Origin of the sequence: Cloacibacterium sp. TD35 (assembly GCF_028864635.1) — a bacterium.
Taxonomy (GTDB): Bacteria; Bacteroidota; Bacteroidia; order Flavobacteriales; family Weeksellaceae; genus Cloacibacterium.
The window spans coordinates 1,040,063-1,058,330 of record NZ_CP104850.1; the positions used below are offsets into that span (position 1 = coordinate 1,040,063).

Genomic DNA, 18,268 nt, shown 5'->3' on the forward strand with positions numbered 1-18,268 from the left:
ACTTAACAAATGTAATGTTTTTTTTGAGAGAATTTTAATTTCTGTTTTTTAGAAGAATCCAGCCTTTATTGTTTATTTGAACTCCAGTATCGGGTTCTATCCATTCTAGAATGTACCAGTATGTACCACTAGGAAGTGGTCTCCCGTTTTCAGTGCCGTTCCAAATGTAGTTGATTTGGGTTTCATTACTAAAAATTTTCTTTCCAAAACGGTCGAAAATGAGGATTTTCACGTCTTTTTTTACCCTTAAATCTGAGTAATCTAATAGATCATTTATTCCGTCGTCATTTGGTGTAATTACATTAAGGAGCTTAATAATGGAGAATTCATATTCTTTAATTGTACATTTCTTACCGTCTCTTACATACACTTTCTGAACGCCTCTACTTAGATTGTAAAAAAGATTAGAAGTCTGCCAATTTATTTGGTCTAGAGAATATTCATAAGGTGCAGTTCCTCCAGAAACATTTACGGTAATGCTATTTCCTTGTTCTATCACACTGTCAATAGTAGGTTCAGACGCAGCGATGATTTTTACAGTTTGTCTATAAACACAACCATTTGATTCTAAATCAACATAATATTCGCCAATTCCTTTAGTGACCGTTTGAGAAGTTTCCCCAGTGCTCCATTTGTAACTGTTGAAGCCTGTACCTGCGTCTAACGTATAAGTTTCATTTTTACAAATTTCTACATTTTGTAGATTAGTTGAAGCTTTTGGTATATTAATATTTATAATAATTTTTGCCCAATTCGGACAAGAATTTGCTTGTTCAAATCTTAAGAAAAAAGTTCCAGTTGAAGTAATGTTTTGTGTACTCGAAATAGGATTGGTATTATTTTTCGCATCATTTTCAGAGTTGAAATAAGTAATGAAAACAGTGTTATCTGTGGTAAAGAAAGATTCAAATGTTTTAAGATTTACAGATTTTATGGTGTCTAAATCATCATCACAAACCTCTTGAGAAAGAGTAGAAGTTAACACATTCACTCTATTCCCAAATTTAAAATCTAATGGGTAAATCTGTGCAGGACAATAATCAGATTCTACCCTTACAAAAATAGTAGTGTCTGTAGAAAATGACCAAGAATTATTTAAAACATTCGTGTTTCCAGCATTTGCATCTGCGCTATTAGCGTAATATTTAACTCGATAGATTCCTGGATTCAGAAGAATTGCAGAAGTAACATTGTTCAGATTTACTTCGATAGTTCCATCTAAATTTTGGTCACAAATTGTAGTATTGAATTTAGAAATATCTACAATCGCTTTTGGAGACTCTACAACTTTTACATTTTGAGTAAAAGTACACGAATTTGGAGAAGTAAGAACTATGGAATAATCTCCTTTTCCTACGATAATGGTTTGAGTGGTCTCACCATTGCTCCAAAGATAGGAAGTAAAACCAGCTCCAGCATCTAAAATTGTGGTGCTTCCTTCGCAAACTGTAACTTGAGTTGGAAGTGTAGTAGATTTATTAGGTTGCCCAAAATTAAGTGTAAGAGCAGTTATATTGTCACAAATTCCAGACTTTTTGATTCTTACGTAGAAAGTAGTAGTTGCGATCAAGTTTTGCGAAGAAGCAATAGGGTTTTGTTCTAAATCTGCATTATTTTTGGTAAGATAAAATTGGTATGTATATCCAGTTTCTGAGGTAAGTTGAGGTAGATAAGTAGCTAAGTTTACAGCTTCGCTACTATTTAAATCACCATCACAAATAGTGGTAGAATAATTGTTTGCTGAGACTTTATTCCCGAATTTGAATTCAAGAGACTGAATTTCTGGAGCACAAACACCGTTTTCTACTCTTAGATAAATGGTAGTGTCTGTATTGTAAGACCAATTGTTAGGCAAAGTATTGGCATTTCCTAGAGTAGCATCTGTTAAATTTTGATAATATTTTACTACAAATTCAGGTTTGTAATTGGTAATGACAATAGAGTTTAGGTCATCTAATTTAATTGGAATATTTCCGTCAAAATTAGTATCACAATTCGTGAAAGTTTTTGGGGTTACTTTAGCTTTTTCAATGTATTCTACTGTGATAGAGCCGTTTAAATTACAGCTGGGTGATAAAATATTCACTTCATATCTGCCTTCCGAAGTTACAGTATAAGTTGCATAAGTTTCTCCGGTTAATATATTTCCGTTTTGATACCATTGATACGTTGCGCCAGAAACGGTAGCATCTAAAGTTAAAGTACTTCCTTCACAAAGTGGATTGTTGGTTGAAATTAATCTGTCTGGTCCTAAATCTTTACTGCCAACAAAACTTCCTGCTTTTAGAATCACTCCAGAATCGTATAAACCGTTTCCTTGGTCTGCAATCACGAGTTTTATGTGGTATTTAGTGCCGGGAATTACGTCTGTTTCTGCGGTGAGAATAGCAGTTTGTCCGTTAAAACTTGTTGGGCTTCCATTAGGGTTATAATGCCCAAAATATTCTGAGTTGCTTACTTGGCATTTTCCTCCAGGACCTCTTACTGTCTCCGAGGTTATAGGGATATTGGTGTTAGGAACTAGAGCTAAATTTTTATAATTGGTGTCTGTAGTTTTTTTAATTAAAAATGCAAATCCGTCCGTATAACCGCAAGTTCCAGGATCACCTTGTCTTAGATATTGTTCCGAGAGAAACATGTAGTCGAAACTAATTTTATTAGTATTCGGAATGAAATCAAATTCTAAAATGGTAGCATTGGTAGTGTTTGAAATTCCTGCAGCATTTTCTAAATCATTATCTCCTTGCCATCCAGAATTATTTCCAAAACTTTGAATTCCTGTAAATGAACCAGGAGAATTTGCAGCATCTCCAGTAGTAAGAAGGATTCCTTCGCTTATTTCGAATCCAGAACTATTAGCATTTACGTACCCGTAACTTTTTATTCCGCCAGAATTGTAACCGGTTACTGAAACATTAGATACAGATAAACAAGTGTTATTGGTGTCAATAAGCTTATCGACCAAATCATTTGCGGTAAAAGAAGTGTTTACACTAATGTATTGAGCATTAATGAACGTGATAAATAGTAATAATATGAAACTAAGATTCTTAGACGAATTCATTTTTATGAAATGGACAGCAAATTTACTTTATTATTATCAATAATGCATAAAAAAACTCTGTAAGAATTTCTTACAGAGTTTTTTATGAGTTAAGTATTTAAAAAGAATTAAGAAAGAGCAACTCTCTTGAATCCTGTTACTTTTAAATCTCCGTTTACAGATTTTACGAAATCAGCTACAGACATTCCTCCATCTTTAATGAAAGCTTGGTGTACTAAAGTGTTTTCTTTGTAGAATTTCTGCATTTTTCCTTTAAGGATATTGTCAATAATGTTTGCAGGTTTTCCTTCTTTAGTTAAGATATCTCTTTCGATTTCTAATTCTCTGTCAATAACTTCTTGAGAAACTTGAGTTTCGTCTAAAGCGATTGGGTTCATAGCAGCTACTTGCATTGCTACAGATTTAGCAGCATCTTCTGCACCTTCTACATTAGCAGAAAGAGAAGTAAGAGTAGCAATTTTGTTACCAGCGTGAATGTAAGAACCTACGAAATTACCTGCTAATTTTTCAAAAGCACCGATTTCAATTTTCTCACCAATAACACCTGTTTGTTCAATTAATTTTTCTGCAACTGAAATACCATTATAGTCAGAAGCTAAGAAATCTTCTTTAGAGTCAAAATTAAGCGCTCTTTCAGCGAAATCATGAGCTAATTTTACGAAGCTTTCGTTTTTAGCAACGAAATCAGTTTCGCAGTTTAATGCGATTACAACACCTGCAGTGTGGTCAGCATTTACTTTAGCAATTACAGCTCCTTCTGTAGATTCTCTATCTGCTCTGTTAGCAGCTACTTTTTGTCCTTTTTTTCTAAGGATTTCAATAGCTTTTTCGAAATCTCCTTCAGCTTCTGTAAGCGCTTTTTTGCAGTCCATCATTCCTGCACCTGTTGTGTTTCTAAGTTTAGCTACGTCTGCAGCAACTGGTGTATACATAATTGAAATTTTTTGTTTATTATTGTGGTATAAATTTTTGATGGGCAAAGATATGAAATTTCGTGTAAACTAAAAAGAGGGTTTTTGCGTTATATTTTTAAAAATAATTGATAATAAACTGAAAATGAAAAACAAACTTTTACTTCTTATTTTGCTGGTCTTTTCTACCTTGTCGTTTTCACAAACTTCTCAGGAATTAGACAAAGCAATCATGAGTAAAGATCCTAAAGTGATTGCAGAATTTATTAATAAGTATCCTAATAATAAAAACACTCCTTTTCTACAAAGAAAATTAAACAGCTTAACTGGGAGTGGAAGTGCAGCCGCTAAGCCAAGTATAGAACCTCTGAATACCGAAAAATTAGAAAAACAGGTAGAAAAAAGTGAAGCAAAAGGAGAGCCAGATGCTAAAGCAAAACGTACAGCAGAAGTTCTTACACACTTATTTAATAATGACCCCAGTAAAAAAGATGCTTACGTTTTGATTAGAAATAAGTCTGAATGTAACCTCATTGTAAAATTCGAAGGAAAAAAATTCTATAATCTAGATGTTCCTAGAATGGGTGAAAACTATATTCTAGTTCAAAAAGGAACGTACAGGATTACCACCATGATTTGTAATGCACAATATGCATCGGTAAAAAATATAACTCAAGATGTAGAAATCAACTTGAATGCAGCAAAAAAAGTCAGAAAATAATTTCTGACTTTTTTTATTTAAATAATATTTTGTAATAAATTAACCTACAAATTTACCCATTGCAATAAATTTCTCTTGTCTGTGATTTATCAATTCATCACCAGTGAAATTTTTGAGAGACTTGATGTTGGTTAAAATGCTTTTCTTTACATTATCATACGCAATTTGCGGATCATAGTGTGCACCACCAAGCGGTTCTTCTATAATACCATCGATGATTTTCTCTTTCAGCATATCTTGTGGAGTAAGTTTTAATGCATTAGCAGCAGTTTCTTTATACTCCCAACTTCTCCATAAGATAGAAGAGCAACTTTCTGGTGCGATTACAGAGTACCAAGTATTTTCTAGCATATACACTTTATTTCCTACACCAATTCCTAAAGCACCACCAGAAGCCCCTTCTCCAATAATAATGGTGATAATAGGTGTCTTCATTTGGCACATTTCATAGATGTTTCTTGCAATGGCTTCACCTTGCCCTCTTTCTTCGGCTTCTAGACCAGGATAAGCTCCAGGAGTGTCAATGAAAGTAATCACAGGAATTCTGAATTTTTCTGCCAATTTCATTAATCTAAGCGCTTTTCTGTATCCTTCAGGGTTACTCATCCCGAATCTTCTGCGCTGTCTTTCCTTAGTTGTTCTTCCTTTTTGAGTTCCGATAATCATTACACTTTGACCGTCTATTTTTGCAAGACCTCCTACCATAGCAGGATCATCAGCAAAATTTCTATCACCGTGTAATTCTACAAAACTATCTTTGTCTACTATTCCATTAATAAAGTCTAATGTGTATGGTCTGTCTGGATGACGTGATAGCTGAACTCTTTGCCAAGGCGTAAGATTTCCGTAGATTTCTTTCTTTTTTTCGATGATTTTGTCTTCAATTTGGCTGCAAGCCAATTTCATATCTACACCGCTTTCTTCACCAACTAAAGAACAAGTTTGGTATTGTTCCATTAACTCCTTAATTGGTAATTCAAAATCTAAATATTCCATTTTTTGTTTAGAATTAATCCTCCAAATGTAGTAAAATTTCTTGTTTGAAAGAATTATTTTATTTTTTCTATGGCTAATTTTAGCCTTGTTATACTTTCTTCTTTACCCAAAATTTCTAATAAATCTGGCACGTCTGGTCCTTTTAATTCCCCTACTAGAGCGAGTCTAAGCGGCATCATGACTTTCCCAAAGCCTAAACCTTTTTCTTCTACAAAATGATGAATTTCTTCTTTCAAAATTTCTGATTTAAATTCTGTAGTGTTTAATTTTTCTGAAAGTTCTGTCATAAGAGAAGAAGTCTCATCATTCCAAGCTTTTTTTACCGCTTTTTCATCATAAGCATTAGGTGCTTCGAAAAAGAATTTTCCTTGAGTATAAATATCTTTCACGAAAGTGGCTCTTTCTTTCATTAAGCCAATAATCTTTAATAAAGTTTCGTCTGAAAGATTGATGTTTTTGGTTTCTTCTAGAGTTTTAAAACTTTCTAAAAGCTCTTCTTTAGAATGTCTCTGAAGATATTGATGATTAAACCATTCTGCTTTTTCTTTAGAAAATCTTGCACCTGCTTTGTGAACTTTATGCAAGTCAAACTCTGCAGCCATTTCTTCTAGGCTTAGGATTTCCTTGTCGTCTGAAGGGGACCAGCCTAAGAGAGCCAAGAAATTTACAAAAGCTTCAGGCAAATAGCCTTCTTCTTTATAGCCTTTATACGTTTCGCCAGTTGCTTCGTCATAAAAATTCATTGGGAAAACTGGGAATCCAAATTTTGCACCATCTCTTTTGCTTAATTTTCCTTTTCCTTCTGGTTTTAGAATTAGAGAAAGGTGGGCAAATTCTGGAGCAGTCCAACCCATTGCTTCATATAATAAAACGTGTAAAGGCATTGAAGGAAGCCATTCTTCACCACGAATGACGTGGGTGATTTCCATTTCGTGGTCATCTATAATATTAGCGAAGTGATAGGTAGGCATTCCATCATTTTTTACCAAAACTTTATCATCTAAAGTATTGGTGTTTACAGAAGATTTTCCTCTGATGATGTCTTCTAGATTTACAATTCTATCAATCGGCATTTTAAATCTTACTACGTAAGGAACATTTTGATTGATGAGTTCCTGAGTTTCTTGTTCAGAAAGCGTAAGACTGTTTCTCATACTGTTTCTAGTAAAATTATTGTATGAAAAAACTTCGCCTTTTGCTTCGTACTCTGCTCTTACTTTTTCTAATTCTTCTGGCGTGTCAAAAGCAATATACGCATAATCTGTTTTTAGGATTTCTGCAGTGTATTTGTCGTAAATATCTCTTCTTTCTGATTGTCTATATGGTCCGAAGTTTCCTCCGTGAATAGGGGATTCGTCAGGGACAATGCCGCACCATTCTAGAGCTTTCATAATGTATTCTTCTGCGCCCTCTACATATCTTGCTGTATCTGTATCTTCTATTCTTAGAACGAAATCTCCACCTTGATTTTTGGCAAAAAGATAATCGTATAACGCTGTTCTTACACCACCTAAATGTAAAGGTCCAGTAGGGCTTGGTGCAAAACGCACTCTTACTTTGCTCATTTTATGAAATTTTAAGTTGCAAATTTACGATTTTTATAGTTTTCTGATTATTATACGGTACCTAAAATTTTTATTTCTTAATTTTGCGTTCTAATTTAAATTTAAAAGTATGCTAGAAGTTGGAGAAAGACCTTGGGGAAAATATTTTGTTTTGCAAGATGAGCCTAATTTTAAATTGAAGCGAATAGAAGTTTTGCCTAATCAAAGACTTTCTTATCAGTACCATCATCATCGTCAAGAATTTTGGACTTTAGTAGAAGGAGAGGCGGTAGTAGTGTTAGATGGTGAAGAAAATTTCTTACAATATGGGCAGAGTATTTTTATTCCTCAAGGAGCTAAACATAGAATAGAAAATCGTACAGATAAACTTTTGGTTTTTGTAGAAGTACAAACTGGAACTTATTTTGGCGAAGATGATATCATAAGGTTACAAGACGATTACGAAAGAAATTAAACTAAAAAAATCCCGAACATTTCGGGATTTTTTTTAGTTCTTATAATTTAAAATTACTTTTTCTATAATGGCAACACACTCTAGCAGTTGTTCTCTAGTAATTACCAAAGGTGGTGCAAGTCTTATAATATTGCCATGAGTAGGTTTTGCTAACAAGCCATTTTCTGCAAATTGTAAACAAAGATTCCATGCTGTAGATGATTCTGGACTGTCATTTACCAAAATAGCATTTAATAAACCTTTTCCTCTTACTTGATAAATCAAGTCTGTTTTTGCAATGATTTTCTGAATTTCTGCACGGAAAAACTTTCCTAATTCGTCTGCTCTTTCTGATAATTTTTCTTCTTCTACGACATCTAAAGCTGCTACTGCTACTGCACAAGCCAATGGATTCCCTCCAAAAGTAGAACCATGTTGGCCAGGATGAATAACTTGCATAATGTTATCATTTGCTAAAACGGCAGAAACAGGATACATTCCTCCAGAAAGTGCTTTGCCTAAGATTAGAATATCTGGCTGAACATTTTCATGATGACAAGCAATTAATTTTCCTGTTCTAGCAATACCCGTTTGAACTTCGTCTGCAACGAATAGAACACTATGTTTTTTACATAATTCTGAAGCATTTTTTAAATATCCTTCATCTGGAACATATACACCAGCTTCTCCTTGAATAGGCTCTACTAAAAATGCGGCGATGTGTTCTGCTTCATCTTCTAAAACCTTTGCTAGTGCTTCAATATCGTTATACGGAATTCTTATAAAACCAGGTGTGAATGGTCCGTAATTATTATGTGCGTCTTTGTCATTAGAAAAAGAAACGATGGTGGTGGTTCTTCCGTGGAAGTTGTTTTCACAAACAATTATTTTAGCATATCCGTCTTTAATTCCTTTAACTTCGTAGCTCCATTTTCTAGCAAGTTTAATAGCGGTTTCTACTGCTTCTGCGCCAGAATTCATCGGAAGAACTTTGTCAAATCCAAAAAGAGAAGTGATTTTTTTCTCGTATTCTCCTAAATTTGAATTGTAGAACGCTCTAGATGTAAGAGAAAGTTTCTGAGCTTGGTCTGTAAGTGCTTTTACAATCTTTGGGTGAGAATGTCCTTGATTTACAGCGGAATATGCTGATAGAAAATCAAAATATTGTTTTCCTTCTACATCCCAAACGTATACACCCTCTCCTTTATCTAATACAACAGGAAGCGGATGATAGTTATGAGCACCATGTTTATCTTCTAAATCTATATAGTATTGAGCGTTTTTTGTAGACATATATGTATTATTGAATTTTTACAAATTTACATTTTAATTTTAGAATTCTTCAATAAAAAAAGTTGCCTTTTTCAAGACAACTTTTCATTTATTTAAAACATTTTAAATAATGTTTTCGTAAGATTTATCCATTACAAAATCTTCCATAAATTTAGTGGTGTAGTTTCCTGCAAGATAATCAGGATGCTCCATCAATTGTCTATGGAAAGGAATGGTTGTTTTAATTCCTGCAATGTAGAATTCTTCTAATGCACGTTTCATTTTTGCAATTGCTTCTTCTCTAGTCTGTGCTGTAGTAATAATTTTAGCAATCATAGAGTCATAGTTAGAAGGAATGGTATATCCTTTGTAAACGTGAGTATCTACTCTTACGCCGTGACCTCCAGGAATGTTCAATTCTGTGATTTTTCCAGGGCTCGGACGGAAATCATTAAAAGGATCTTCCGCATTAATTCTACATTCTATAGAATGTAATTTTGGATAGTAATTTTTGCCAGAAATAGATTGACCAGCTGCCAATAGAATTTGTTCTCTAATTAGGTCAAAATCTACAACTTGTTCAGTGATAGGGTGCTCTACTTGAATTCTGGTATTCATTTCCATAAAATAGAAATTTCTATGTTTGTCTACTAAGAATTCTATAGTTCCTACTCCTTCATAACCAATATACTCTGCCGCTTTTACAGCAGCTTCTCCCATTTTTTCTCTCAATTCTTCGGTCATAAATGGAGATGGAGTTTCTTCGGTTAGTTTTTGATTTCTTCTCTGAACAGAGCAATCTCTTTCTGAAAGGTGGCATGCTTTACCATATTGGTCTCCAGCAATTTGAATTTCGATATGTCTTGGTTCTTCGATAAGTTTTTCCATATACATACCTCCATTTCCGAAAGCTGCGGTAGCTTCTTGTACAGCAGAATCCCATAAATCTCTTAAGTTTTCTGCTTTCCAAACAGCACGCATTCCTTTTCCACCACCACCAGCTGTAGCTTTAATCATTACAGGATAGCCTATTTCTTCAGCTAATTTAGCAGCGGTTTCATAGTTAGGAACTAAGCCATCAGAACCAGGAACACAAGGTACACCAGCTTCCTTCATGGTAGATTTAGCCGTAGCTTTGTCTCCCATTTTTTCTATTTGCTCTGGAGTAGCACCAATGAATTTTATTCCATTTTTTTGACAAATTCTTGAAAAATTTGCATTCTCTGATAAGAATCCGTAACCAGGATGAATGGCATCTGCATTGGTAATTTCTGCAGCAGCAATGATATTAGAAATTTTAAGATAAGAATCTTTACTTACAGGTGGTCCTATACAAACAGCTTCGTCTGCGAATCTCACATGCAAGCTGTCTTTGTCTGCAGTAGAGTAAACTGCTACCGTTTTGATTCCCATCTCTTTACAAGTACGAAGAATCCTCATAGCAATCTCTCCACGATTGGCAATTAATATTTTTTTGAACATCTTAATATAATTTGAAAATTTGAAAATGTAATAATTTGAAAATTTTGTTGATTAAATCAATTATCAATCATCAATCATCAATTATTAAGAAGGGTCTACTAAGAATAATGGTTGATCATATTCTACAGGAGAAGCGTCATCTACTAAAATTTTAACAATTTTACCAGAAACTTCTGCTTCAATCTGGTTGAATAATTTCATTGCTTCGATTACACAAACTACTGTGTCATTTTTTACTTCACTACCTACATTTACGAATACATCTTTGTCTGGAGATGGTTTTCTGTAGAAAGTACCAATCATAGGAGACTTGATAGTAATGTATTTGCTGTCATCAGAAGAAGCTGATTCAGATTTTGTTTCGGTAGCAGGTGCAGCAGCTGGAGCGGCAACTGGAGCTGCGGCAGGAGCTTGATATGCTACGGGTTGAGGTACATAACTTACTGCTTCACTACCAGCAAGTGGAGTTTTTATGTTAATTTCGAAATCTTTTGTTTTGTATTTCACTTCAGAAACACCAGCTTTTGCTACGAATCTTATAAGATTTAATAATTCTTTAGAGTCCATATATATAATTTTTTACGGCTTCAAATATAGTAATAAAACAACAAAAAACCATTCAATTTTTCATAAAAATAGAATGGTTTTTTTATCGAAAAGAAAAAAGCTATGCTTTTTCTTAATTAGTCTTCAGTAGTTTCTACTTGTTTCTCTAATACTACTTTTCCTCTGTAGTATAGTTTTCCTTCATGCCAATGTGCTCTGTGATACAAGTGTAATTCACCAGTAGTTGCATCTTTTGCTAATTGAGGAACCACAGCTTTGTAGTGAGTTCTTCTTTTATCTCTTCTAGTAGATGACTGTCTTCTTTTAGGATGTGCCATTTTGTAATTCTTTAAACTTTATGTAAGATTTCTATTTTTTGTCTTTTAATTTTTTCAAAGCCTCCCAACGAGGGTCTATTTCGTGGGTTTCTTCTTCTTCAATTTCTTTGGGACTGAATTTTTCGATGAGTTCAAAATCTTCTTCTTTTACATTAGGAGAGATTTTTTTCATAGGAATAGATAATATTACTGCTTCGTAAATTGCCTGAGAAATGTTAAAAGCACTATCTCCTTGTGGGATGGTAATTACTTCTTCATTACTATCATCATATTCTTCTCCGAATTTCACCAAGAATTTTATTTCGTTTTCTATAGGATGAGTAAATGTTTCGCTGGTGATATCACAAACTAAATTTACTGTTCCATAGATTTTAATCAGGAAATCTAAAAATGTAGAGTGCTTTTCTAATAGTACGTCTACATCTATTTTAGCGCCTGAAAACTCTTGTTCAGTCTCGAATAAATCAAAGAACGCTTGTTCTACTTCAAATTTAAATTCGTGCTTTCCAGTCTTAAGCCCTGAAAATGCTACGTCATAATTTCTAAATTTGTCCATAAAAAATGGTGTGCAAAAATAAGTTAATTTTTTTAAATAACAAAAGTTTTATTCATTTTCTTCTGGCAAATCTTCATCTATGCCATTATCATGGGCTAAAACTCTTGGTTTCAAGCGGTTTTCTATGAGCTCTTGATACTCATTTCTATTTTTAAAAATTTTAATTGCTGTAAAAATGGCCTCAGAAAAAGATTGCTCATCTGCTAAATTTTTTCCTGCAATGTCATACGCTACACCGTGATCTGGTGAGGTTCTGATGAAAGGCAGTCCAGCCGTGTAATTTACGCCTTCTTCATAAGCCAGTGTTTTAAAAGGAGCTAATCCTTGGTCATGATACATTGCCAAAACAGCATCAAATGAGCTGTATTTCTCTGGTTGGAAGAAACTGTCTGCCGGGAAAGAACCAAAAGCTAAAATTCCTTCGTCAAATAATTCTTTGATAGCAGGCTCTATAATTTCTATCTCTTCTTTCCCAATTGCACCGCCGTCTCCAGCATGAGGATTAAGTCCTAGAATAGCAATTTTTGGTTTTTGGATGCAGAAATCTTCAATCAATGATTGATTGAGAACTCTTACTTGATCTTTTATTTTTTGTTTAGAAATGTTTTTAGAAATTTCTGAAACAGGAATGTGATGTGTAGAAACTGCAACTTTTAATTTTTCGGTTACAAGGAACATGAGTCCTTTTTTGCCGAATTTTTCTTCAAAATAACCAGTATGACCAGCATGTTTGAAGCCTTGCTTCATCATCTCGTCTTTATTGATAGGCGCGGTTACCAAAACATCTATTTCTCCTTTCATTAAAGCATCTGTAGCTGCCTCTAGAGAATCTATTGCCATTTTAGTAGATTCTTCGGTGGGTGTCCCGAAATCTACATTTACATTGTCTTTCCAAAGATTTACAATGTTGAGTTTACCATTAGTGGCTTCTTTGGCAGTTTGTACATAATTAAAAGTGGTGTTAATCTTAAACACATTCTTTTGGTAAGAAAATAATTTTCCTGACCCGAAAATTACTGGCGTAAAAAAATCAGTAATGTTTTTATCTTTCAGTGCCTTTAGGATAATTTCTACGCCTATTCCGTTAAAATCTCCTACTGAAATTCCTACCTTAATTTTATGGTGTTTAGAACTCATTTTTAATTATCTTTGAATTTTAAAATAGATTGTCACAAATTTAGTGATTTTTAATTTATAATCTTTACTCTAATATTTTAAACTTATAACTTATACAAACAATATGTTTACAGGAATAATTGAAGCGACAGGAAAAGTAGAAAAATTGGAAAAGCAAGGGACTAATGTTATCTTTACTTTTAGCGGTCCTTTTACGCAGGAACTTAAAGTAGACCAGAGTTTAGCACATAACGGTTGCTGTCTTACTGTGGAAGAAATTGATGGTGATTTGTACACGGTTACAGCGATAAATGAAACGCTAGAAAAAACCAATTTAGGTGAATTAAAAGTTGGAAGCATAGTAAACTTAGAGCGTTGTATGAAAATGGATGGTAGATTAGATGGTCATATTGTTCAAGGTCACGTAGATAAAAAGGGTTCAGTTGTTTCTATTGAAAATATTGATGGAAGTTACTTTGTGACATTTACTTACGAAGAAGACGGTTCGTTCACCACTGTTCCGCAAGGTTCTATAACAGTAAACGGAATTAGCTTAACTGTTGCAAATAGTAAAGAAAATCAGTTTTCTGTAGCAATTATTCCCTATACTTGGGAACATACCAATATGAGTACTTTAAAAGTGGGAGACCGCGTAAATCTAGAATTCGATATTATTGGGAAATATGTTGCCAAGCTTATGAAGAGATAAAAAATGGCACTGCACAGCTATAGCTTAAGAACAAAAATTTTTATAGGATTTATGGTAGTCTGTTTTTTCAGTATCATAGGTTCTACAGCCATGTCGTATCTTATTATTAAGAAATCTACAGATGAGCAAAGCGTTACAGAAATGCAAAGTAAGTTTGAAGCATTAATGAAAACGCTGGATTATGCAGTAAGTCATACCAATATTACTCAAGACAAAGATTTAGTCAATATCCTCCAAAACGAAATTTACGAGATTTCGGATATCAATAAGCATGATGTAATTCTTTACGATTTGCAAGGCAATTATTTGGTTTCGAATAAAGATATTAATCTGGTTGCCCAGAAAAAAATCCCTTACGAAACCTTGATGAATGTTTTAGAGTCAGACAAAAGAGTAGACGTGCAAGAATATGATGAAAAGGTGGGAAGCAATGTTACCTCTTCATATATGATTCTTAGGAATAATATGTTAGAGCCTATTGCGATTGTGTATTTTCCTTTTTATCATAATGATAATATTTACTCAGGAGCTTTTAATAAGTACGTGCAATATATCATTTTGGTTAATCTTTTCCTTGTTTTGTTGAGTATTTGGCTGAGCTGGGTGATTTCTAAAAATCTTACCAAAACGATTACCAGAATTTCAGAACTCATTACCAGAACTACGCTTTTTGGTAGAGAAATGAAGCCTATTAAGTATTTTCAAAATGACGAGTTAAGTGGATTGGTGAAATCCTATAATAAAATGATTTACCAAATTGAAGACCAGAAAATGCTTCTTGCCAATAAAGAAAGAGAAGAGGCTTGGCGAGAGATGGCAAAACAAGTGGCTCACGAAGTGAAAAATCCGCTCACGCCAATGAAGTTACTCATTCAAAATTTTGAAAGAAAATTTGATAAAAACGACCCAGATATAGAAAATAAGGTTAAAAATATCAGTAAAAGTTTGGTAGATCAGATTGATTTAGTTGCTACAGTGGCTAGTGCTTTTTCGGAATTTGCCAAATTGCCTCCTAAAAATGATGAATCTTTTGACCTAAAAGAAGAATTGGAAAACTTGGTAAGGGTATTCAATGATGATGGCAATATTTATTTCCATACCAATAAAGATAATATCCCTGTAAATATGGATAGAATTTATCTCTCAAGGATTTTTACCAATATGATTACCAATGCGAAACAAGCGGTTTCAGAACATAGAAAATCTATTATCAATATAGATGCTGAACTTTTTAACAAAAAGGTAATTATCACCGTAGAAGATAATGGGATTGGTATACCAAAAGATAAACAAGAACAAATTTTCGAACCTAATTTTACGACCAAAAATTCTGGAATGGGATTAGGGTTGACCATGGTAAAAAAGATGATAGAAGAGTATAAAGGCGATATTTCTGTGAAATCCGAAGAGGGAAAAGGAACAAAATTCACCATCATTCTTCCAACAAATGTTTAACTTTTTATTTGCCTCTTTTACTTTATTCCTTTAAAATGAAACCTTTTCGATTTCAAAAGTTTGATATTTTACAGCATAAAAATGTTTTCCGAGTAGGAACAGACGGTGTTTTGCTGGGAGCTTTATGCAAGGTTGAAAATGCTCAAAAAATCTTAGAAGTAGGAACGGGAACAGGTTTGATTTCTCTAATGCTCGCTCAGCGAAATGCAAATGCTGAGATTACAGCATTAGACTTAAATGATGATGCGGTGAAATTGGCTCAAGAAAATTTTAAAAATTCTCCGTTTTCAGAAAGACTACATGTTTTTCATCAAGATTTTAAAACTTTTGAATCGCAGGAAAAATTTGATTTTGTGGTTTGTAATCCACCATTTTTTGAGGAAAATAATTCTGTGAAAGATGTATTAGCGAGGCAGCAGATAGAACTTACTTTTAGAGATTTGATAGAAAAAGTTTCAGTGATTTTATCTCCAGAAGGTGTTTTTTCTGTTATTATTCCTTCGGAGTCAGCATTAGAATTCGAAAATTTCGCCCATGAAGTTGGTTTTTATTTGGTAAGAAAAGTAAATGTGTTCGGTATTGAAAACGGTGCTTTGAAGCGAAATGTTTTAGAATTTTCTAAGAAAAAATCTACGTTAGAAATTTTAGATTTTACTATAGAAAAAAGTCCGAGAAAATACTCGGACCAATATTTAGAACTCACAAAAGAGTTTCATGTTTTTGGAAAATAATATTTATTCAAAAAGTTCTACGGTGTTCATTACCACAACTCCGCCATCTTCACATTTAATTGCTTCTCCAGGGAAATTTTGAATCATATGATAATCGTGAGTGGCCATCAGAACCGCACAGTTTCTTTCTAAAGATACTTTTTTCAATAAATTCATAATATCGTTAGAAGTTTCTGGATCCAGGTTTCCAGTAGGTTCGTCTGCAAGAATCAGTTCTGGGTGATTTAGCAACGCTCTTGCAATAGCAATACGCTGTTGTTCACCACCAGAAAGTTCGTGAGGCATTTTGTGCTTTTTCGTTTTCATGTCTACGCTGTCTAGAACCTCGTTTATTCTGTCGTCCATCAGGTTTTTATCCTTCCAGCCAGTAGCTTCTAGTACGAAACGTAGATTTCTTTCTACACTTCTATCTGTTAATAATTGAAAATCTTGAAAAACGATACCCAATCTTCTTCTAAGATTAGGGATGTCTGATGCTCTTAGTTTTAGTAAATCAAATCCTACTACTTCTCCGTTTCCTTCTTTTAGAGGCAAGTGTCCGTACAAAACTTTTAATAATGAACTCTTTCCAGAGCCTGTTTTACCAATAAGGTAGCAAAAAGTACCTCTCTTGATGTGTAAATTCACATGAGATAAAACGGTAAAGTTTTTTTGTACAATTTTAGCGTCTTGCAGCGTAATAATGTCTTCTCCGTAGGTGTTATGATGTGGCATAATGATTATAAATGATGGTTGATTTTTTCTGGTTGATAAGAAGGCTTACTTTTTTATCAACTTTCAAAAATAAGGAAAACCTTTTTTTTATCCTAAATTTTAAGGAAATTTTAACAACAAAAAATGCTCGGAAAGTAAATTTCCAAGCATGTCTTTTATAATAAAATCAAAAGAAATTATTATCTCTTAGCTCTTACGTCGCTAATAGTTAATCTCTTTCTGCCTTTTGCTCTTCTAGCAGCTAATACTCTTCTACCATTTGGAGTAGACATTCTTTCTCTGAAACCGTGTTTGTTTCTTTTCTTTCTTTCTGATGGTTGGAATGTTCTTTTCATTACTTCAATTTATAATGGGTCCGTAATTATTCTTCTTTTTGAGGTTGCAAAGATATGGTTTTTTTTATTTTCTGCAAATTAATTTCAGAAATAATTAAGTTTTTTTTGAGTAGATGTAATAAAACTTTTTTCAAAGTCTGTTTTTAAACCTTTTCTTGTATAAAATGCTTTTTTTGTTTGGCTCAATTTGTTAGGAACTTTTTTTCTAAATACAAGCTTTCAAACATCATCTATGAGGTTTCGGGATTTTGGAGTAAAAAAATTATCTTTGCATCATAAATTTTTACAATGTTTACAGAAAACCAACTTACAGAAATCAAAAGCCTTTTGCAACCCAATAAAAATGTAGTGATTATCACGCATTACAATCCAGATGGTGATGCAATTGGGAGTAGCCTTGGTTTAAAACATTTTCTTAAAAATTTAGGAGTTGATGCTACGGTAATTGTTCCGAATGATTTTCCGAAATTTCTAAAATGGATGCCCGAAGCAAAAAAAATAGTCATAGCAGAGTATAAACGTAAAATTGCTGGCGAAGCGATTTATCATGCAGATGTAATTTTTTGTTTAGATTTTAATGCTCCTTCTAGAATAGGAATGCTAGGAGATTGGCTCACGAAATCTTGGGCAAAAAAAATCTTGATAGACCATCATCAGCAACCAGAACATTTTGATTTTGTGTATTCTAATACCAGTATTCCTGCAACTTGTCAAATGGTGTATCACTTTATTGAAGCTTTGGGAAAAGAGGATTTGGTAAATCAAGACGTTGCAGAATGTCTTTACACAGGAATTATGACCGATACAGGCGGTTTTCGTTTTCGTTCTACTTCTGCAGATACACATAGAATTGTAGCGAATTTAATAGAAAAAGGCGCGGATCCTTCTATGATTACGTCTAATACTTGGGATACTAATACCGTTTCTAGATTACATCTTCTGTCATTGATTTTAGGAAGAATAGAATTGGTAAAAGACGGAAAAGTAGCGATTCTCTACTTAAAACGTGATGAATTAAAAGAATTTGGCTTCGAAAAAGGTGATACAGAGGGTTTTGTGAATTACGGATTAAGTATTGCAGGAACTAAAATGTCTGCTTTTTTCATGGAAGATTTATATGAAGATTTTATCAAAATCTCTTTCCGAAGCAAAGACGATGTAGATACCAATGCATTTGCGAGAGCGCATTTTCACGGTGGTGGACATATCAATGCTTCTGGTGGTAAATATTTTAAAAATATCCACGAAACGATTGAAGATTTTAAATCGAAGATTGAGAATGAAGATTTTTAAACAATTTTTCGAAGAGTTAAAAGACAACATT

At 33.5% G+C, this 18,268-nt stretch carries 18 protein-coding genes; 6 read left to right on the plus strand and 12 right to left on the minus strand.

Annotation, left to right across the window (positions count from 1 at the left end; genetic code table 11):
- Positions 1 to 34 precede the first annotated feature (34 nt).
- Together N7277_RS04745 and tsf are read right to left on the minus strand one after the other, a co-directional pair.
- Positions 35 to 3,064, minus strand: coding sequence for a choice-of-anchor L domain-containing protein (locus tag N7277_RS04745; RefSeq protein WP_274780568.1), 3,030 nt, complete (start codon positions 3,062 to 3,064; stop codon positions 35 to 37).
- Positions 3,065 to 3,171: 107 nt separating this feature from the next.
- Positions 3,172 to 3,996, minus strand: a complete 825-nt coding sequence (gene tsf / locus N7277_RS04750; protein ID WP_274780569.1) for a translation elongation factor Ts — start codon at positions 3,994 to 3,996, stop codon at positions 3,172 to 3,174.
- Positions 3,997 to 4,120: 124 nt separating this feature from the next.
- On the opposite strand from tsf, the gene N7277_RS04755 reads away from it, so the two are divergent.
- Positions 4,121 to 4,696, plus strand: a complete 576-nt coding sequence (locus N7277_RS04755; protein WP_274780570.1) for a DUF6759 domain-containing protein — start codon at positions 4,121 to 4,123, stop codon at positions 4,694 to 4,696.
- 39 nt (positions 4,697 to 4,735) lie between these two features.
- Here N7277_RS04755 and N7277_RS04760 read toward each other — a convergent pair whose 3' ends face one another.
- Together N7277_RS04760 and gltX are read right to left on the minus strand one after the other, a co-directional pair.
- Positions 4,736 to 5,692, minus strand: a complete 957-nt coding sequence (locus tag N7277_RS04760; protein ID WP_274780571.1) for an acetyl-CoA carboxylase carboxyltransferase subunit alpha — start codon at positions 5,690 to 5,692, stop codon at positions 4,736 to 4,738.
- A gap of 53 nt (positions 5,693 to 5,745) precedes the next feature.
- On the minus strand, positions 5,746 to 7,257 hold the full coding sequence (gene gltX, locus N7277_RS04765; protein WP_274780572.1) for a glutamate--tRNA ligase: 1,512 nt from the start codon (positions 7,255 to 7,257) through the stop codon (positions 5,746 to 5,748).
- Positions 7,258 to 7,366: 109 nt separating this feature from the next.
- On the opposite strand from gltX, the gene N7277_RS04770 reads away from it, so the two are divergent.
- A complete protein-coding gene (locus N7277_RS04770; protein WP_274780573.1) occupies positions 7,367 to 7,711 on the plus strand; it encodes a phosphomannose isomerase type II C-terminal cupin domain in 345 nt (114 codons plus the stop codon).
- A gap of 33 nt (positions 7,712 to 7,744) precedes the next feature.
- Here N7277_RS04770 and rocD read toward each other — a convergent pair whose 3' ends face one another.
- The 6 genes from rocD to pdxA form a co-directional block, all read right to left on the minus strand.
- A complete protein-coding gene (gene rocD / locus N7277_RS04775) occupies positions 7,745 to 8,983 on the minus strand; it encodes an ornithine--oxo-acid transaminase (protein ID WP_274780574.1) in 1,239 nt (412 codons plus the stop codon).
- A gap of 102 nt (positions 8,984 to 9,085) precedes the next feature.
- On the minus strand, positions 9,086 to 10,444 hold the full coding sequence (gene accC, locus N7277_RS04780; RefSeq protein ID WP_274780575.1) for an acetyl-CoA carboxylase biotin carboxylase subunit: 1,359 nt from the start codon (positions 10,442 to 10,444) through the stop codon (positions 9,086 to 9,088).
- An 84-nt stretch (positions 10,445 to 10,528) separates the two neighbouring features.
- Positions 10,529 to 11,011, minus strand: coding sequence for an acetyl-CoA carboxylase biotin carboxyl carrier protein (accB, locus tag N7277_RS04785; RefSeq protein WP_274780576.1), 483 nt, complete (start codon positions 11,009 to 11,011; stop codon positions 10,529 to 10,531).
- Positions 11,012 to 11,127: 116 nt separating this feature from the next.
- Positions 11,128 to 11,328 carry a 50S ribosomal protein L32 gene (gene rpmF / locus N7277_RS04790; protein ID WP_069797844.1) on the minus strand — a complete coding sequence of 67 codons (201 nt, stop codon included), beginning with the start codon at positions 11,326 to 11,328 and terminating at the stop codon, positions 11,128 to 11,130.
- A 31-nt stretch (positions 11,329 to 11,359) separates the two neighbouring features.
- Positions 11,360 to 11,884, minus strand: a complete 525-nt coding sequence (locus N7277_RS04795; protein WP_274780577.1) for a YceD family protein — start codon at positions 11,882 to 11,884, stop codon at positions 11,360 to 11,362.
- A 48-nt stretch (positions 11,885 to 11,932) separates the two neighbouring features.
- The gene (pdxA, locus tag N7277_RS04800; RefSeq protein WP_274780578.1) at positions 11,933 to 13,021 is read right to left on the minus strand and encodes a 4-hydroxythreonine-4-phosphate dehydrogenase PdxA; all 1,089 of its coding nucleotides are present in this window, start codon (positions 13,019 to 13,021) and stop codon (positions 11,933 to 11,935) included.
- Between the two features lie 103 nt (positions 13,022 to 13,124).
- Between pdxA and N7277_RS04805 the strand changes: the two genes are divergently transcribed.
- Genes N7277_RS04805 through N7277_RS04815 form a run of 3 tightly spaced genes read left to right on the plus strand, consistent with a single transcriptional unit; the run spans position 13,125 to position 15,895 of the window.
- Entirely contained in the window at positions 13,125 to 13,709 is a 585-nt protein-coding gene (locus N7277_RS04805; protein WP_274780579.1) for a riboflavin synthase, read from the plus strand.
- A gap of 3 nt (positions 13,710 to 13,712) precedes the next feature.
- Complete coding sequence (locus tag N7277_RS04810; RefSeq protein WP_274780580.1) at positions 13,713 to 15,164, plus strand: sensor histidine kinase; 1,452 nt, start codon at positions 13,713 to 13,715, stop codon at positions 15,162 to 15,164.
- A 35-nt stretch (positions 15,165 to 15,199) separates the two neighbouring features.
- Complete coding sequence (locus N7277_RS04815) at positions 15,200 to 15,895, plus strand: tRNA1(Val) (adenine(37)-N6)-methyltransferase (RefSeq protein WP_274780581.1); 696 nt, start codon at positions 15,200 to 15,202, stop codon at positions 15,893 to 15,895.
- Between the two features lie 3 nt (positions 15,896 to 15,898).
- Here N7277_RS04815 and N7277_RS04820 read toward each other — a convergent pair whose 3' ends face one another.
- Both N7277_RS04820 and rpmH read right to left on the minus strand, forming a co-directional pair.
- Positions 15,899 to 16,609: a cell division ATP-binding protein FtsE gene (locus N7277_RS04820; protein ID WP_274780582.1), complete on the minus strand. Its 711-nt coding sequence runs from the start codon at positions 16,607 to 16,609 to the stop codon at positions 15,899 to 15,901.
- A 179-nt stretch (positions 16,610 to 16,788) separates the two neighbouring features.
- The gene (rpmH, locus tag N7277_RS04825; RefSeq protein WP_274780583.1) at positions 16,789 to 16,944 is read right to left on the minus strand and encodes a 50S ribosomal protein L34; all 156 of its coding nucleotides are present in this window, start codon (positions 16,942 to 16,944) and stop codon (positions 16,789 to 16,791) included.
- Positions 16,945 to 17,232: 288 nt separating this feature from the next.
- On the opposite strand from rpmH, the gene N7277_RS04830 reads away from it, so the two are divergent.
- Complete coding sequence (locus N7277_RS04830; protein WP_274780584.1) at positions 17,233 to 18,237, plus strand: DHH family phosphoesterase; 1,005 nt, start codon at positions 17,233 to 17,235, stop codon at positions 18,235 to 18,237.
- Positions 18,238 to 18,268 lie beyond the last annotated feature (31 nt).

Coding starts and splice junctions, on each gene's coding strand:
- N7277_RS04745 (WP_274780568.1), bottom strand. CDS start 3,064: ATGAATTCGTCTAAGAATCTTAGTTTCATATTATTACTATTTATCACG.
- N7277_RS04830 (WP_274780584.1), top strand. CDS start 17,233: ATGTTTACAGAAAACCAACTTACAGAAATCAAAAGCCTTTTGCAACCC.
- rocD (WP_274780574.1), bottom strand. CDS start 8,983: ATGTCTACAAAAAACGCTCAATACTATATAGATTTAGAAGATAAACAT.
- N7277_RS04820 (WP_274780582.1), bottom strand. CDS start 16,609: ATGCCACATCATAACACCTACGGAGAAGACATTATTACGCTGCAAGAC.
- N7277_RS04755 (WP_274780570.1), top strand. CDS start 4,121: ATGAAAAACAAACTTTTACTTCTTATTTTGCTGGTCTTTTCTACCTTG.
- accB (WP_274780576.1), bottom strand. CDS start 11,011: ATGGACTCTAAAGAATTATTAAATCTTATAAGATTCGTAGCAAAAGCT.
- tsf (WP_274780569.1), bottom strand. CDS start 3,996: ATGTATACACCAGTTGCTGCAGACGTAGCTAAACTTAGAAACACAACA.
- pdxA (WP_274780578.1), bottom strand. CDS start 13,021: ATGAGTTCTAAACACCATAAAATTAAGGTAGGAATTTCAGTAGGAGAT.
- accC (WP_274780575.1), bottom strand. CDS start 10,444: ATGTTCAAAAAAATATTAATTGCCAATCGTGGAGAGATTGCTATGAGG.
- rpmF (WP_069797844.1), bottom strand. CDS start 11,328: ATGGCACATCCTAAAAGAAGACAGTCATCTACTAGAAGAGATAAAAGA.
- N7277_RS04760 (WP_274780571.1), bottom strand. CDS start 5,692: ATGGAATATTTAGATTTTGAATTACCAATTAAGGAGTTAATGGAACAA.
- N7277_RS04770 (WP_274780573.1), top strand. CDS start 7,367: ATGCTAGAAGTTGGAGAAAGACCTTGGGGAAAATATTTTGTTTTGCAA.
- N7277_RS04810 (WP_274780580.1), top strand. CDS start 13,713: ATGGCACTGCACAGCTATAGCTTAAGAACAAAAATTTTTATAGGATTT.
- N7277_RS04805 (WP_274780579.1), top strand. CDS start 13,125: ATGTTTACAGGAATAATTGAAGCGACAGGAAAAGTAGAAAAATTGGAA.
- N7277_RS04815 (WP_274780581.1), top strand. CDS start 15,200: ATGAAACCTTTTCGATTTCAAAAGTTTGATATTTTACAGCATAAAAAT.
- N7277_RS04795 (WP_274780577.1), bottom strand. CDS start 11,884: ATGGACAAATTTAGAAATTATGACGTAGCATTTTCAGGGCTTAAGACT.
- rpmH (WP_274780583.1), bottom strand. CDS start 16,944: ATGAAAAGAACATTCCAACCATCAGAAAGAAAGAAAAGAAACAAACAC.
- gltX (WP_274780572.1), bottom strand. CDS start 7,257: ATGAGCAAAGTAAGAGTGCGTTTTGCACCAAGCCCTACTGGACCTTTA.